This is a genomic window from Microcoleus sp. Pol11C3 (assembly GCF_036701485.1).
Lineage (GTDB): Bacteria > Cyanobacteriota > Cyanobacteriia > Cyanobacteriales > Microcoleaceae > Microcoleus.
In genome coordinates this window covers 18,631-35,728 of the sequence record NZ_JAUBQW010000012.1, presented here as the reverse complement: position 1 = coordinate 35,728, position 17,098 = coordinate 18,631, and the positions used below count along the sequence as shown (strand labels likewise).

The following is a 17,098-nucleotide window of genomic DNA, read 5'->3' as shown; positions in this document are numbered from 1 at the left end:
CAAATTTTAGCCCCCGACTTCAGTCTGCGACGCTTTACCTACTCAGTTAAATTAATCGGCAAATAAACTGTAAATGCTGTATTACCGGGTGCCGACTCGACATCAATTTTACCCTGATGTTTTTCAATTATTTTTTTGACAATATCCAATCCCAACCCGCTGCCTTCTCCCGCAGGTTTAGTAGTAAAAAAAGGCTCAAAAATTTTCGGAATAATCTCCGGTTGCATCCCCTTACCGCTGTCAGTAATTTTTACCAAGACGCTGGTATCTTGTTGTACCGCGTCAATTGTTAAAGTTCCTTGATTGTCCATCGCTTGTAAGGCATTGTGAATTAAATTTGTCCAAACTTGATTGAGTTCGTCGGGATAACACAGTACCACAGGCAATTGATCTTGATAATTTCTGACGACTTCCACACCCTGCTTGATTTGGTTTTGATAAAGAGTTAATACAGTTTCAATTCCCTCCGTAATCTTCACCTGTATTTTTCCCCCATTTACATCGTAACGCGCATAATTTTTCAGGGCAAAGACGACTTTTGCAGCGCGTTCAGTAGCGGTAGCGATGGTTCGGGCGCTTCTGTGAATGCTAGCAAAGTCGTAGGCTGTTTTTATAATATTTTCGCTGTCCGCGTCTTTGAGCAACGGCAAGAATTCTTGCAGATTTCCATGGAATCCAATGTTGACGAAAATGCTAGCAAGGCTATCAGCATTGTCAATCCCTTCCGACTCTAACTGCTGCTTCACGTCTTTTTTCAATCCCCGTTTTTCTCGCGTAGATAAAGAGTAAGTTTGTTGGCTAGAAATGTACATCAAACTTACGAAATCCTGCTGGCGTTCGGTTGACAGTTCTTTGAAAAAAACTGGCAAACTTTTGAGATTGTTATCCAAAAAGCTGGTAATATTTCCGATAGATGATCGAATCGCCCCCAGCGGGGTATTAATTTCGTGAGCAATGCCCGCAATCAATTGCCCTAATGCGGCCATTTTTTCCGATTGCACTAATTGATTCTGAGTTGCTTGCAGTTGCTCTAAAGTTACTGTCAGTTCATCGTTTTTATGTTGCAGCTTTTTTCGCAAGTGGCACATTGCTAAATGGGTTTCTACCCTCACTAGAACCTCTTCCATCTGAAAGGGTTTGGTAATATAATCTACCCCGCCCACAGCAAAGGCTTTGACCTTATCAAGTACGTCATTAATCGCGCTAATAAAAATCACCGGGATGTCGCAAGTTCGTTCATCAGCTTTGATTCTTTCGCAAACTTCATATCCATTCATTTCGGGCATCATAATATCCAGCAAAATCAAATCTGGAGGCATACCTTTTGCCGCAGAAAGCGCTAACTCACCGCTAGGTACGGGGCGGACTTTATAGCCCTTGCCATTCAAAATTCCGGCTAGCAGCCGCAAATTAGCTGGGGTGTCATCAACTACTAAAATGTTACCGCGCTCTGTGCTAAGAATGTCGTTATTCATGTGATATTGCTTGAGATATTAACTTTAAAACTTTGTCGTACTCAAAATTTTCTATACAAGTTGCGATCGCACCTGCAGTTACTGCATCCTTTAATCGAATTTGCTCTATCAAGGTATCAATTAAATCCATATCTGCATTCAGTATCGCTAGCTTTAAATCAGCTACCAGCGATTCAGGCAATTTCACGAAATCAGTCGCAGTCATTGCGCGATCGCCCTCTTTGATTGCCAATAAATTAGCTTGCCCCCGATCTTCATAAATATAGCGCACTCCGATATGTTTGTGCATAGCATCAAAAATATCGGCTTCCCGGAAAGGCTTCCTCATAAAAGCATCGCAGCCCGCCGATAAAATAACTGCCCGTTCTTCCTCCAAAACGCTCGCTGTCAGCGCAATAATCGCAGTAGCTTGACCTTTAATAGTACCTTTAATGTATTGCGTAGCTTCGTAGCCGTCCATCACAGGCATTCTCATGTCCATCCAAATTAGATGCGGTTCCCAACTATCCCACATCTCAATAGCTTCTTGACCGTTAGTAGCTTCTTTTAGTTCAAAACCCAGAGGACAAAGGATTTTAATTAACAGTTGGCGGTTGAGCGGTTTATCGTCTACTATCAAAATTCGATAGGTGTGTTGGTTGGGTTCCAGCGCAATAACATTCCGGCTCGGTTTTTGGATTTCAATATCAGCCGCATCGACCGCAATAACTTGAATGTCAAACTTAAAATTAGTTCCCTTGCCAACAGCAGAACAGACGCTCATTTCGCCGCCCATTAATTCCACAAATTTGCGACTGATTGGCAATCCCAAGCCGGTACCTTCTTGCGAATCTTTGCCTGTCTTGGTTTGCATGAAAGGTTCAAAAAGATCGTCTAATTCATTGGTAGCAATACCGGGGCCAGTATCCTCGACTTCAAAATGAAGGAAGAAGGAAGAGGTAGAAGCTGAATCGTCATTTTGCGTTACAATAATCTGGTTGTTCGACTGACTGACTTGAGATATTTTAAAACCATTAATTGCTGGATTTTCTGTATTGGGTGATACTTCGGAGTGCTCAAAATTTCCCCCTTCGGTTTGCTGATTTCTACCTAATGACTGCTTGCTAGCTCTGACCGCTACACTGCCATTATCGGTAAACTTAAGAGAGTTATTGAGCAGATTAATTAAGATTTGTCGCAACTTTAACTCGTCAGTTTCTATGTATTGTGGCACATCGGGACTGCGTTCAAAAACCAACTGCAAGTGCTTGTCATCGGCTTTGAGTTGAAACATATCTTCCAAGTCATTGAGCAGGCGATAGAGATCTATTTTATGGGGATTGAGGGTGGTGCGCCCCGATTCAATTTTAGATAAATCCAGCACGTTATTAATCAGGGTAAGGAGGTGTTCTCCGCTGCTCCTAATTATGCTAATATTTTCTTGATGTTCGGGCGATAGAGTTTGGCTGCGAGTCATCAGTTGGGAAAAGCCGAGAATTGCATTGAGAGGCGATCGCAATTCGTGGCTCATATTAGCAAGAAAAGTGCTTTTAGCTTGATTCGCTACTTCAGCTTTGTCTTTAGCTACAGCCAATTCTGCCGTCCGCTCTTGCACTCGCTGTTCTAAAGTTTCAAAAGATTGTTGCAGTTGTTGAGCCATGCTGTTAAATGACTTGGCTAATTCCCCCAATTCGTCAGAACGTTCGCTTTGTACTGTTTTCTCCCATTCACCTTTAGCAATATTTTTTGCTGCTGTATTTAAGCTTAAAATAGGGTTTGTTACCCACCGAGAAGTCAGAATGCCGATCGCCACAGCTAGTCCTAAAGCTGCGAAACAAAGCAAAACCGCTGTGCGGGTATTGGCATCGATTTCTTTGGTGAAATCTGCTTCTGGAACAACTACGACAATCAGCCAGTCTAAACCTTTGCCGTCTTGAAACGGCAGGACTTTTAAAAATTGTCGCTTGTCATTTATTTCAAAGCTCAATAACTCGGATTTTTTAATTTGGTCTAATTTTTTAAAGTTTGCCGTCAAATATTTAGCTGTCGAGCGAGTAAAAGGGTTGCTGCTTTCTTCTACTTTAAATAATTGTCTTTCATTACCTTTAGTGCGAAACGGTTTTTCTGTTGTGGAAGTTGCTAATAAAGTACCCTGGCGATCTATAATAAATGTTTGACCGGATTTGCCAACTTTGAGACTGTTAAGAAATCTCCCAAGATGGTCGAGACGCAAGGCAGTAAATAAGACTCCTTCTAGCTGATTTTTGTCGCTGTATACGGGTTGGAGAGCGCTGATAATTAAGGTCGGCTCTAGTAAGGAAACAAAAACCGAACTCCAAGTAGGTTTGCCGACTTTTACGGCTTTTTGGTACGCAGGATGTTGCCGATTATCATAGTTTTTGGCAATGGTAGTAACTGTAGTGAGATCGCCTCGCTCGTTCGTATTATAAGAATTAAAATTTAACCCAGTAGATGTTTCTATCACATTAATCAGTCGGGAGCCGTTAGACAGTTGTTCACCGGCTCTATAATCTCCCTTATTGTTGCCAACGGAGGTAAAATTGATATATGGATATAATTGTACTTGCCGCCAAAGATATTTCTCCCAAGCTGATAAATTTCCCATCTTTAACAAGCCGAGCTTGACAGCATCCTGCTTGGTTTGATTGATTTGATGGGGAGTTGTCAGGTAAACTTGCAGGTTTTGCTCGACACGCAAACTCACCTCGCTCATTAACTGACTGGCAAGGTTATTAACTGCTTTTTGTCCGTTTCTAAAAGACAGATATCCTACAAGTCCCACGGCTCCCACGATTTGCAGTACAAATGGAACTATGAGAACAGTTCGCAGCGGGAATTTGTCTAACATTTTAGAAACCATAAGATTGAGAGGTTTGGTGAACTTAGTCTAGAACCGTATTTGTACCACCGGTCTTAATAGCAGCACCTTTATTTACTGCCGCTTAGCTAGGGGCAATTGATGCGGGCTATTTTAGCTGTGGTAGATGCTCGACCCCGATCTAATGTGAACCTAATGTTTACTCGATTAAAGTCTCTTATTTTACCCATTGTCGTATTATTGTTACCATTTAGGTAAAAGTTGCAGTTTCTGGCTTTGAGAACAACCTGATATTTGCTCGCGCGGCCGAGTGAAACCCGCACATATCAAGGACTTTGGAGACTGATCGAGAAATTTGCGATCGGCACTCGCCATTTTCTGCAAGACGTGTTATACTCAAAAAAGTCGAGGGCACGTAGCTCAGTGGATAGAGCATCAGGTTCCGGTCCTGAGGGTCGGGGGTTCAAATCCCTCCGTGCTCATTTAAATTTATAGAATGACTGACTTTGAGAAACCGGGGACAAATTTTTGTCCTCGGTTTCAATTATTGTGATTTAAGCGCCAGTGTCAAAAATCGACTCGCCACTGTAGCAGGTCGCGGACTGATTGCGCCCCTGTTCCTTGGCACGGTATAGTGAACGATCGGCGATCGCAATCAAGTCAGCCGATGATAGTTCCGAAATCGGAATCAAGTTAGCGATACCCATACTAATAGTAACTACATCGCTCACATCAGAGGTTTTGTGAGGAATATGTAAAGCTTTAATAGCAGCGTGAATCCGTTGTGCCACCGAACTCGCTCCTTCAAGATCAGTATTAGGCAAAATAATGGCAAATTCTTCTCCGCCGTAACGCGCCACCAAATCCGCCGGACGGTACACAACCTCTTGCACAGTCTGAGCAAGTTTGAACAGACAATCATCCCCCATTTGATGACCGTAGCAATCATTATAACGTTTGAAATAATCCACATCAAACAACAAAAGAGAAATAGGTTTTTGTTCCCGGTATAGCCGCTGCCATTCATGCTCTAAGCGGTCATTAAAACAGCGGCGATTAGCAATTTGAGTCAACCCATCAATATTTACCACTTGTTCTAAGAGGTGAGTAGCGCGGGCTAGTTCTTCGTTAGAGAGTGCCAGTTGTTGATTAATTTCTCTCATGCGCGCTTGGGCCTGCTGCCTTTCTGCCAATTCCTTCTGCAACTTCTGAAAAATATCCGCTTGTTTAATGGCGATCGCTAACTGATTAGCAATCTGTTTAACAAGGTCAATCTCAAATTCTTCCCATTGCCGAGGAGCAGAACATTGATGAATAAATAACAACCCCCACAGCTCTTGTCCATTGAGCAACGGCGCAACTAAATTAGCCCGAACCGGAAATTGTTTCCAAAGAGCGCGGTAACAGTGTTGAAGGTCAATCTTATTGATCTCTTCTACTACCTGCATTCTCCCTTCTTGATATGAATCTGGATCTTGTTCACTACCACACGGGTCGTTAAATTGATTTCTGCTTACCAATTTACATCCTTCGCCTACGGATTCTGAAACAAACTCACCATATCCAAAATTACTGTCAGGATAGAACTTAAATATGCCGACGCGCTCGGCATCAAGAAACAGGCGAATCTCCTGGGAAGCAATCTCAAAAATTGTGGACAAATCAAGAGATTGACGGATGTGTTGAGTAATTTCTTGAAGTAATATTGCCTTGTCGTACTGTTGCCGCAGGGCGATTTCCGCTTGCTTTTGGGCGAGAATCGCTGCCTCTGCAGCTTTTTTTGCTTTAATAATTTCACCTTCGTACAGGATACGCTGGCGGATACAGAGCAAGATGCAATCGTTGACGAAGCTTCCTCCCTTATCCCGACGCACAGCGTTGATCAGCATAGGTATATCATTACCCTGCTTTGACCTTAATGAGAAGTAAATTTCCTCTACTTTACCGTCAAGTTTCAACAGGGGGAAGAAATGGGTTTGAAAAAAAATCCGGCTGGCCATTGGCAGAATAAAGTCCATTTTCCGTTCCCGCAGTTCATCGGTTTCGTATCCGAGTAATTGCAGTAATGTGGCGTTGACCATTAGGATCGTACCATTGTCAGCAAACGAGAGGAATCCACAGGGTGACGTGTTGAGTAGCTCGTCTATCTGGTAGGTCATGTTTGCCATACAAATCAGGTAGTATGAGGTACACTCAAATACTCCTTAATCATCTCGATCGTCTCTTGTGGATGACTCAGGTGCGGGCAATGTCCCGTAGCTTTCATCAGCCCTAGCGTACTTTTAGGCAGGTGGCGGTGGAGATAATGCCCTACCTCGGTGGGAGCTACCATGTCCTCACTACATTGCAATATCAGTGCAGGTACTGAGGCATTCGGTAAATCACTGCGATTGTCAGAGTAAAAAGTCACCTCGGCAAAGCGACTTGCAACCACCGGATCGGTGGAACAAAAACTTGCCTCAAGTTCCTGACTTAACTCAGGACTCTCGTGATTCTGCATCACCATTGGCGCCATAAAGCTTGCCCAACCAATGTAATTTTTCTCCATGATATCGAGGAGATCCTCAATATCTTTGCGCTCAAACCCTCCGTAATAATTTGGTAAATCATTTATGTAGCAGGGTGAAGGCGCTACGAAAATCAGGCGATTAAAGTAATGAGGAGCTTGAATTGAGGACAGAAGACCTATCATACTGCTGACAGAATGACCGACAAAAATCACATCAGTCAAGGCCAATTCTTCACAGATATCGAGGACATCCTGAACATAGCCATTGAGGTCGCTGTACCGTTCATAACTGTAGGCACTAATATCAGACTGTCCCGAACCTACATAATCAAATAGGATGATTTTGTAGTCCTTCTCGAAAGCCTGTGTTACGAAACGCCACATATTTTGATCGCACCCAAATCCATGAGCAAAGATCATCGTCTGGGTGCCTTGTCCAAACACTTTTATATTATTCCGCCGTAAAATTTTTTGAGTCATTTGATCGACACGAGCATTAAATTGATTATAAGACTTTTGCGCGCTTTTATGAGGATTGCTCATCCCAAAGAGTGGTAGACAACAATTCAGGATGTCGGATTAATTGAGTGGCAACCTCAGCAATGACCGACTGCCTCAACATATAACTCTGCCCGATTTCCTAGGCGCTCGCTTGTAACTATTCCCATTTCGCTGGGGTTTCCTTTTCTTGGGCAATTGTGCTTAGATTTAAGCCATGTGGGATTACAAGTATGGGTTGGGCAATTCCGCGATCGCTCGGCTCGCTGGCTAAATCGCACACAAATAAGCGAGCAATTTTGAGCGACTTCACCAGAAAATTTTTCAGGTTGTTAAAAGCAGCATACCCAGTCGCAAAATCATCGACAAAAATCCCAATGCCAGGCTTCGATCATGGGCTAAAAAGATTGTAGGTAATGTCAACATTAAGCATCTTTACAGTTTCCGTAATCTGTAGCTATAGATATTTTGGCTTCATCTCGGTTCGCTCAAGGATGCGATCGCTCTTAGCGATTAAAGTCGGTTGGCTGAGTTGACGTGCCGACAGATTCACCACGATATTAGGCAGAATTAGTCCTGCGGCTAGCCACTGCTGATATTGCCAGCAAGCTGGCTCTAAAATCCATTTGCTCCATGCCAAAATCAATCCAGTTTTTTCGGTGATGAGAATACATCTATGGCGATGAATCCAACCTAGTTCAGGAGAATGCTCTCCTAGTATAACTTTAACACCAGCAAGGCTACCTGTGGGTCAATCGAGCTGAGGTTGATCATACAGCAAGTATTGGCTTTCCAAGCACAATTCAAGAGATTTGCGATCGCCAAGGTATTGGATTCGGGCGAAGGTATTGTTGCTGTGTAAAAACTATAGGTAGTTTGCCCGATTCCTTAACGTAATATAGGAAAATATCTGCATTTTTGAGCTAGCTATCGAAATTCATTTCATCTTGTGAAGCTAGAGAGAGGCTAATACTGGTGATGAGGTGTAAATAATGATTTTTGAGAATAAAATTATTATTAAGATTTTTGTATAATAATTTCCCAGAGTTCCGCTAATCTAGGGGTAGTACAGATAGGCACGACGCGGGGCTAAGCTGCTAGGCCAGCAAGATTTTCTGTTATGTTCGAGAATCGGATAGAGAGAGGATTTTATGATTTTTGAGATTTCATTGAAATATATAGCAGTTCTCATAAAGATGAGGTAGAGATCCCTCAATCCCACAATCCCCCAATCTAAAATCTCAAATCTCAACTTGTACTTCACCTTTTTGATAAAGGGTATACAATTTAGAGTGACAACACCTTACCTCTAGATTTTTACCAAAACCTATTTAGTGGGATTGCTATAGCAGAAGGCGCTGATACAAAAGGCAATAAAAGCTTTTATTTCAGCAATTAAGAACCTCCAAAACATTGTCGCGGTTGCTATAAATGTTCACAAACTCCTAAACTTAAAAAAGTTGGGTTTCCTAGCTCAACCCAACCTACTTTTAACAACGATGAATTACTGCTAACTCTCAAATATCCTCATCGTCTTGACCTTGCACACCCTGGAGAATCCGCGATAGCTCACTCTTCTCATTAATCGTAATCCGAGTCGGAGAACCGCTGATAATGCGTTCGTAACCACGGAACGAATCTTTAATTTGTGGGCCTCTTTCAGTAATTGTGTATTCCCGAATTCCTTTGTCGTGCCATGAACCGCGCATCTTAAACACATTAATTGCCCGCGACATTTCTCCTCGAATCTCTACATACTGGAGCATAATAATCGTGTCAGTAATCGTAGAAATATGTGAGTCCGTAATCGAATTAGAACCCATAAACTGGTCGCTGGTATTCGTAAAAAAGCCGGTTATTTCTTCCTGCTTCGCAAAACCTGTCACTCCGATCACAAATTGCCTGAAAGCATTATTGCTGACACCCCTAGCTAAGGCAGACAGCGAGTCTATAGCAATTCGAGAAGGTTTGAACTCCGCAATTTCTGATTTAATAGTCTGCAAGTGGTCTTCCAAACCGGCAGATTCCGGGTAAGTACACAGCAGCTTCAGCAGTCCTTTCTCTTCCATTTCCTCAAAATCAATCCCCCAAGAATAAGCATTGCGGAACAACTGAGCCCGCGACTCTTCATAGGCAAACAGCAGCGCCCGATTACCGTTCATACAAGCATTCTGCAAGAACTTGCTCACCAACAGCGTTTTGCCGGTTCCCGTTGCACCCGTAGCCAAAATAATCGAGTCTTTGAAGAAACCGCCACCGCACATCTCGTCGAGAGTTTTGTCACCGGAAGAAACCCGCACGTTGGAAGACTTTTGAGTTAATCGCATCGCCCCCAATGGGAAAATATTAATTCCGTCATTAGTCATAGTAAAAGGATATTCGCCCTTCATGTGAGTTGTACCCCGCAACTTCAAAATTTCGATGGTGCGGCGGCGGCGTTCTCCTTCCAATACGTTGCGAACAATCACCACATTATCCGACACAAACTCTTCCACTCCAAACCGTGCCACCGGGCCGTATTCTTCCACCCGTTCCGTAGTCATAACTGTAGTTGCTCCTACTTGTTTGAGGCGCGCAACTAAGCGAAAAATTTCTCGGCGCACCACCGATGCAGCATCGTACTGCTGAAATACGGCAGTAACAGAATCTATAGAAACCCGCTTGGCTTTGTACTTGCGAATGGCGTACTGAATTCGCTCGATTAAGGCTGATAAATCAAAATTTCCTACGATATCTTGACCTTCTGGGTCGGGGGAAGCGTCCAAAATAAATAGCTTGCCTTCCTCGATTAACTGTGCCAGATCCCAACCGAAACTGCAAGCATTTTTAATAATATCTGTCGGAGATTCTTCAAAAGTTACGAAAACTCCTGCTTCGTCAAAATGGGTAATTCCATTATAGAGAAATTGTACGGCAAATAAAGTTTTTCCCGTTCCTGATGTGCCGCTGACTAGGGTGGTTCTGCCGAGCGGCATTCCGCCGTGACTGATGTCATCGAAACCCTCAATCATCGTGCGAATTTTTTCAACTCCTGCCGTTACCAATCCTTCTCGTTTAACCGTTTGACTAATTTCATTCATGTCGATTTTTGTCAACTCTCAGTATTCTTTAGTTGTCACTCATTAACCGCCGATCATGAGTCTTTGTACCCAGCTTTTAGTTTGGGCTCTTGCTCAATAACTAATGACTGCTGACTGCTGACTAATGACCCCGCCCAAAAACCGATACCGTGCCACGTACTCCTGTCGTGGAAAGATAAAAATTTTAGACTTTTGTTCAACCTCCCAGATTCATCTGTTGAGTAAATCTAAAATCTAAAATCGTTCGACTGAGCGCGACTCGACGCTTCGACGCTCGCGCTCGCCGAACGTTTCACGCCAAACCGAAGTCTTAAATCTAAAATCGACTGACTCTCACCTGATTATCTTATGAATTCAGGTCTTCTTCGCGAAGTTCTTCATAGAGCAAATCTAATCCTATCAGAACTTTCTCACGATCGGACAAATCGCCAATAATTTTTCGCACCGGCGGCGGCAGGATTTTGGCAAGCGTCGGGGTTGCCAATATTTTGTCCTCTTCTGCTAGCTGAGGATTTTTAAGAACATCTATGACTTTCAGCGCGTAGACGCCTTGAAATTCTTGTTCTAGGATGTCCTTTAGGGTTTTCAAAGCTCGCACGGAGTTGGGAGTATTCCCCGCAACGTATAGCTTCAGAACGTAGGTTTTCTTCAGAGGACTCATGAACTTTTTTAAATGTTGAGTATTAGTTGCCAGATGTTAGTTGTAGTTGTTATTTGTCTTAAATCCGCTGTTCTTTGTTATTTTATAATAATTTCAGCCTCGCGCTCGCGCGGCCGTTTGTCGGCTCCTTTCTTTTTGGTTAGATTCTACCTTCTACCTTTTCTTTCTTAAATTATGCCGAATCCCTTCTACATTCTACCTTGAGAGGTTTCTTTGGGAATCGATCGCCGATACATCTCGCACATATGAGCGATCGCGTCAATCAGAGTCAAGCGGTAATCGAGCAATATTTCCTCGCTGCGCCCTTCTATTTTTAGCTGTTTAGCAAACTCGTCCATCAATTCCATGTGAATTTCTACAATTTGAGTCACGGGAACATCAGCAAAAAAAGCCAAATTCACAAATTCATCTATTTGATTGTTGACGGCAGTATCTTGAGAAAAATAATTCAAAACGATGTCGCGATAACTTGACTTGAGTTGCTCCAAAAACTTTTGTTTCTCAGAGCCAGACAGATTTCTCAAAAAAATCTGGGAATTTCTTTTATAATACACACCTAAGTATCCTAATCGCTCCCGTAATTTTTCCGCCAGCCGCCGCTGCTGTCGGCTGAGCAAACTTTGAGCAGTCAATTGGGCTGTCGCATCTACCGTTACGGATTGGTAATTGACAGGAACCGGAGTTGAAAGTTTCAGAAATTGTGCGATCGCCCGATCGATACCGGCAGCTATTTCGCTCGATCGAGCGATTGCCAGTTGCACCTCAGCAGGGTGATAAAAAAAAGTACAGCTTTCGTCTTGACTGTTGTTGGCGGTACTAGCTGCGGCCTCAAAACCATCTGAATATGGTGCTTCCGGCTTGCCATTTACCTGCGCGTCAGGCGAAAAAATCACAGCAGGCAAAAAGAGCGATCGTTCTTGCACCTTGCCCAGAAGCGATCGCAGATCCCCATCCACCTCCAAAACCAAACAATCAAGGTGATAATTGTGCTTAAGGAACCCCAAAAGCTCCACTGCCGACTTAATGTGCGTTAAAGCATAGCGTTCGTCTCTCAAAAGCTCGATCGCGGAGGCTGCGATTTCCTCAGAGCGGATAAAAATACCGATAGACAGTTGGGGAAGCAAAGCTGTAGGTGCACCACCTAAGTTGCCCGAAAGTGCTGGATCGCTCAGAGTTGATATCTCCTTTACAAAAAACTTAACATTTTAACAATCATCTCAACATTTATTTTAACCAATCTTAACTGCAAAATAAGCGATGTGCTTACAGCACAGGAATAATCAAAGTGTACTCCTTGGTTTTTGTGTCAAGCACCCTGAGCTTGATTTCTGCAATTAAGCTTAAGCCTTAAAATAATTGCTAGTCGCCTCAAATCAGGCGTAGGCATCGAACTCCCCTGTCTCGGTGCCGATCCCCGGCTTAATAGCGAACTGATATAAAACAAATAAGATATAGAAATCCGCAGCTACATTGGGTATCAAAAATATTACTGCTATCTATAGCAGACTCTCAGTTTTGTTATGTCAACCACCAGCCCCAGTCTCAAAAATTTTATCGAGCCAGTGCCGCTGTGCCTCCAAACGGCTGCGCTAGAATCGCTGCTGTCAATTTTCATATCCTGCAACTGCGATCGAGTCGCAGTAGTCAACGAACAGCTACAGCCGGTGGGATTAGTTTACCTCCGCAGCCTTTGGGCCCGCGCGGCAGATCGCACAAACGACGGGCAGCAACCTTTGTCAGAAAGCCCGATCGCGATCGAACCAGTCAGGGCATTACCCGCCGCTATGAGCGTCAGCGAATTCTGGCAGTACCTGCAAACAGAGGAACAGAACACCCCAGCCCGGCAAAACCGCCAAACCGCCGGCATTTCATCAAACCACCCGATCGCCCTCACAGATGCCAGTGGTCAATTTTTAGGAATGCTAGACAGCCTGAGCCTGCTGCAATTCGCCGCACTCAACAGCAGCTCGCTGTGCAGCCTCACAGAGTCGGCAACAGCCGTCAAAGAAATCGAATTAAGGCCGGTTTCCGAAGCCATCGCCACGGCCCTAGACGCTCAAGTGCGCTTTCTAGAAGCAGGATTGAAACCTTCGGAAAACCTAAACTCTCTAGTCCAACTGTTGGAAAAACTGCCCCTGCCCCTGAGACTGCAAACCCCCACCGCACAAATAGTCAGCCAAAACGCAGCGTGGCGGATTTTGCTGGGAGCAGGTCCAGAACCAGTTCCAGAACCAGCAGCAAATTTGGGTAAACACTCGCCCCGCAAACCAAGCCATTTAACAAGCGAATACAAGAGCGTGCAGTTAGAGGGCATCACCACAGACAGCAGGAGCCTAGTAGGAGCAAGTAGATCGGGCGATTCCCTACGGGATAGCTTCGCCGCGCGTGATTCAACAGCAGCCACCAGTTGCCCGCTCCCCCTGTACGCTGCAGCCTCCCCTTCAACATTAACCGCTCCAGCTTGGTGTCCGATGGCCGGCAAACCAGACACCTACATTTGCGAGTGCCCCGTACAAAAAGGTCAAGAACGGATCTGGCAATTTGTCAAACAACCGCTCTCAGACCAGCTAATTTTAGTAATGGGACAAGATGTCACGGAAGAACATTTAGTCGCCAAAGAACTAGCAGCGAAAAACGCAGATTTAATCCACCTCAACCGACTCAAAGACGAATTTTTATCCTGCATCAGCCACGAACTAAAAACCCCACTCACCGCCGTCCTCGGTTTGTCCAGCCTCCTCAAAGATAAATTGATCGGAGAACTCAACGATCGCCAAACACGCTACGCCAAACTAATCCATAAAAGCGGGCGGCATTTGATGACAATAGTTAACGATATATTAGACTTGACCCGGATGGAAACCGGGCAGCTAGAACTAATTCCCGAACCGGTCGAAATAGCATCAACCTGCCAAAGAGCCTTTGAACAAGCAAAACAACTGCAACAGCAAGAAGAAAAAAACCCTCCCGCCCCGAGCAAAACGGACGGTACAGCAAACGCAGAACCCTCCGCCCAAATAGAATTTACACTCGAAATAGAACCAGGACTGAGCCACTTAATTGCCGACGAACTGCGGCTGCGGCAAATGCTGGTCAACCTCCTTTCCAATGCCCTAAAATTCACCGAAATCGGCGGCAAAATCGGATTGAAAGTAAATGTTTGGGAAGGCTGGATCGCATTCACTGTTTGGGACACTGGCATCGGCATCCCCGCCGACAAACAGCACCTGATCTTTCAGAAATTCCAACAGTTAGAAAGCCCCCTCACCAGGCGTTTTCAAGGAACCGGGCTGGGACTGGTACTGACTCAACGCCTAGCTAGGCTCCACGGCGGAGACGTTTCGTTTATTTCCTCAGAAAACCAAGGCTCTCAATTTACCCTGCTGCTGCCGCCAAATCCTCCGGGAAACAGCAGCGAAGAATTCCCAGCACCTACAGCCACCGAGGAAGAATTATTAAAACCAAAATATCAGACTCCGATCGCCAATTCTCGCTCTCGTTTAGTATTAATAGTCGAAGCAGTTCCCAAATATATCGAAGATTTAACCAACGTCATATCGGGTTTGGGCTACCAAGTAATAGTCGCCCGTTCCGGCACCGAAGCGCTGGAAAAAGCCCGCAGGTTCAGTCCCGAAGCGATTTTCCTCAACCCCCTGCTGCCGCTGCTGTCCGGTTGGGACGTGCTGACGCTGCTCAAGAGCGATCCAGATACCCGATCGATTCCGGCGATCATCACGGCCACCAGAGGCGAAAAAGAACGGGCCAGTGTCAACAGAGCCGAAGGCTTTTTGAGCTTGCCAGTGGAAGAACCCGCTTTGCGGCGGCTGCTGGCAGACTTGATCGGTCACAGTAATGCTAGTACCGGCAAAGTGAGGAGTTCTTTAACCGTGTTGTGGCTCAGCCCGCAAAACAGTTCCTCTCAAGGTTCCGCTTTACTGCTCAACCCCACCTACTGTCAGGTTTTAGAAGCAGACGACCTCGACCAAGCAGAACTCGTAGCCCGAATTTGGCGACCTGACGCGATCGTCTTGGACAGTACGAGTCAACTGCAAAACCCCTTAGCTTTTATCGAACAGTTAAGTCGGTCTCGAAATTTGGGTTCTCTCCCCTTGGTGACTTTAGACCCCGCAACTACGCAACTGGCAAATCAAGTCAAAAAATTGTCGGTATTTCCCTGTTTGGCTACCCGCAGTCCCGACGACAGTGAAACTTCAGGTACCGGGTTGGTGGCAAGTGCTTTGTGGCAAGTGATTCAAGTCGCTGCTGGCATGAGTTGGAAGCCCAGTATTTTATTGGCCGACATTTCGACTTTACCCGATTTGCACCGCACTGCTGGGGGGAACCCGACGGGAGAATTGGAACATTGCGATCGATCGACAAATGCCGAGATTCCCCTCCCCAATTCCCAGTTTTCTACTCCCAACTTTCAAGCTTTGATTCAGTACGTCCACACCGCAGGATTTCGAGGGTCGATCGCTCCCTGCTGGACAGAAGTTTTGCAGCAGTTACAATATCAAAGCGTTGACTTAGTTTTGCTGTGCTTGCGAGATGCCCCCTCAGAATCTCCCGCTATGTTGCAGGCGCTATCGAACTTGCGCCAAATGGCAGTAAAACTGCCAATTTTAGTCTGGGATTATCGCTCTGCTGTAAATTCGGAATCCGAGGCGATCGACTTTCTACTGCAAGAAGTATCTGCCAAAATTTTGCCTTCTTCCTTGTCGGCAGCACAATTATTAGACAAAATTCAACAGACTTTATTAACTCACTCAAGTTCCTGAAAATGAAGAATTTACCAGTTTGTAGTGAGGAATTCACTCCTCTGTAAACCTGTAAAGACCAACTATTATTTGTGAGTTAAAACAGAGTTTGGGTATTATTTAACGGAACACCGCGAAGCGTTATTTATTAACTCATTCAAGTTTATAATAACTCATAATTTTGCCTATTTGTAGTGAGGTTCTCAGTCGTTTCTAAAACAGTGAAGAAAAACGGCGCTCCTGAGTGTAAACATAATTTGAGAAGTATTTAAAGGAAAACCCCGAAGTGTGGCGAGTCAAGAAGCAATATCAAAACTCAAAAATATGAGTTATTATAGGCGATCGAGAAACCCTTATATTTTTTTCTGGGGCTGTACAGTGCCTAATCGCATTCCTTTAATATCTTTGGTGCTCGCACTCGGTTTGTGGACAATGCCCAAGCCAGTTGTCGCACAGGCACTCCTGCCTTACACGCTGCAAATCGACTCTGCCCAACTCGAACAAACGGCCTTGAGCCTTGCAGAAGAAGCCGTCCAGCTAGCCAGACTCCAGCAGTACCAACTAGCCGTACCTAGAGCCGAACTCGCTACACAGTTAGCGCCCAAAAATGCTCAAAGTTGGACTTTGTTAGGCAGCTTGTACCTTCAAGTCGAGCAGTTTGACAAAGGCATTGAAGCTTTAGGGCAAGCTCAATCTCTGTCGCCAGAAAATCCATCAATTAAATTTGTCTTGGGAGAAGCTCACTTTCGGAAAGCGAACTACGAGAAAGCAGTCGAATATTTGCAAGCAGGGTTGAAACTAAAACCAGACACTCCGGGTGCATTATTTGATTTAGGCAATGCTTTTTATAAGCTGAAGCGGTTTGATCAGGCGATCGCCCAATACGAAAAAGCCTTTGCTTTAGAAAAAAACCTGTGGCCGGCTATTAACAATATCGGATTAGTCAAATACGAAATGGGAGATGTTGATAGCGCCATCAAACGCTGGCAAGAAGTGATCGTGATCGACAACAAAGCAGCAGAATCAATGCTAGCTCTAGCAGTAGCATTGTACACCAAAGGTGACAAAGCAAAAGGCTTGGCGATGGGAGAAGCAGCTCTGAAACTTGACAAACGCTATGCTACCGTAGAATATCTCAAAGAAAACCTCTGGGGCGATCGTTTAATTGCAGATACCCAAAAGTTGCTAGCCACTCCTGAAATGAAAGCAGCACTGGATAAAATTCAAGACGCCCCACCCCCTGCCCAAATGTCGCCTTAATTGTAGTTAAGTTGGTAGTGAGGACTTCAGTCCTCAAAGC

The 17,098-nt window shown here is 44.7% G+C and carries 11 protein-coding genes and 1 tRNA gene; 3 read left to right on the top strand and 9 right to left on the bottom strand.

The window, feature by feature from the left end; genetic code table 11:
- Window positions 1–38: 38 nt before the first annotated feature.
- Together QUA40_RS05340 and QUA40_RS05335 are read right to left on the bottom strand one after the other, a co-directional pair.
- A complete protein-coding gene (locus tag QUA40_RS05340) occupies window positions 39–1,475 on the bottom strand; it encodes a response regulator (RefSeq protein ID WP_333122469.1) in 1,437 nt (478 codons plus the stop codon).
- Entirely contained in the window at window positions 1,468–4,335 is a 2,868-nt protein-coding gene (locus QUA40_RS05335; RefSeq protein ID WP_333122466.1) for an ATP-binding protein, read from the bottom strand. Before QUA40_RS05335 ends, QUA40_RS05340 begins: the two co-directional genes overlap by 8 nt.
- 367 nt (window positions 4,336–4,702) lie before the next feature.
- Between QUA40_RS05335 and QUA40_RS05330 the strand changes: the two genes are divergently transcribed.
- A tRNA-Arg gene (locus tag QUA40_RS05330) sits at window positions 4,703–4,775 on the top strand.
- Between the two features lie 72 nt (window positions 4,776–4,847).
- On the opposite strand, the gene QUA40_RS05325 is transcribed toward QUA40_RS05330, so the two are convergent.
- From QUA40_RS05325 to QUA40_RS05295, 7 genes are all read right to left on the bottom strand, one after another.
- On the bottom strand, window positions 4,848–6,374 hold the full coding sequence (locus tag QUA40_RS05325; protein WP_333122463.1) for a diguanylate cyclase domain-containing protein: 1,527 nt from the start codon (window positions 6,372–6,374) through the stop codon (window positions 4,848–4,850).
- A gap of 92 nt (window positions 6,375–6,466) precedes the next feature.
- Window positions 6,467–7,345: an alpha/beta hydrolase gene (locus tag QUA40_RS05320; protein ID WP_333122461.1), complete on the bottom strand. Its 879-nt coding sequence runs from the start codon at window positions 7,343–7,345 to the stop codon at window positions 6,467–6,469.
- 115 nt (window positions 7,346–7,460) lie between these two features.
- Window positions 7,461–7,673, bottom strand: coding sequence for an EAL domain-containing protein (locus tag QUA40_RS05315; protein WP_333122547.1), 213 nt, complete (start codon window positions 7,671–7,673; stop codon window positions 7,461–7,463).
- A gap of 84 nt (window positions 7,674–7,757) precedes the next feature.
- A complete protein-coding gene (locus QUA40_RS05310) occupies window positions 7,758–7,940 on the bottom strand; it encodes a hypothetical protein (protein WP_333122458.1) in 183 nt (60 codons plus the stop codon).
- An 877-nt stretch (window positions 7,941–8,817) separates the two neighbouring features.
- Window positions 8,818–10,380, bottom strand: coding sequence for a circadian clock protein KaiC (gene kaiC / locus QUA40_RS05305; protein ID WP_333122455.1), 1,563 nt, complete (start codon window positions 10,378–10,380; stop codon window positions 8,818–8,820).
- 346 nt (window positions 10,381–10,726) lie between these two features.
- The gene (gene kaiB, locus QUA40_RS05300) at window positions 10,727–11,041 is read right to left on the bottom strand and encodes a circadian clock protein KaiB (RefSeq protein WP_006632119.1); all 315 of its coding nucleotides are present in this window, start codon (window positions 11,039–11,041) and stop codon (window positions 10,727–10,729) included.
- 188 nt (window positions 11,042–11,229) lie between these two features.
- Complete coding sequence (locus QUA40_RS05295; protein WP_333122452.1) at window positions 11,230–12,165, bottom strand: circadian clock protein KaiA; 936 nt, start codon at window positions 12,163–12,165, stop codon at window positions 11,230–11,232.
- Between the two features lie 396 nt (window positions 12,166–12,561).
- Here QUA40_RS05295 and QUA40_RS05290 point away from each other — a divergent pair, with 396 nt between their 5' ends.
- Window positions 12,562–15,819 carry an ATP-binding protein gene (locus tag QUA40_RS05290; protein WP_333122449.1) on the top strand — a complete coding sequence of 1,086 codons (3,258 nt, stop codon included), beginning with the start codon at window positions 12,562–12,564 and terminating at the stop codon, window positions 15,817–15,819.
- A 357-nt stretch (window positions 15,820–16,176) separates the two neighbouring features.
- A complete protein-coding gene (locus QUA40_RS05285; protein WP_445301125.1) occupies window positions 16,177–17,058 on the top strand; it encodes a tetratricopeptide repeat protein in 882 nt (293 codons plus the stop codon).
- Window positions 17,059–17,098: the final 40 nt, after the last annotated feature.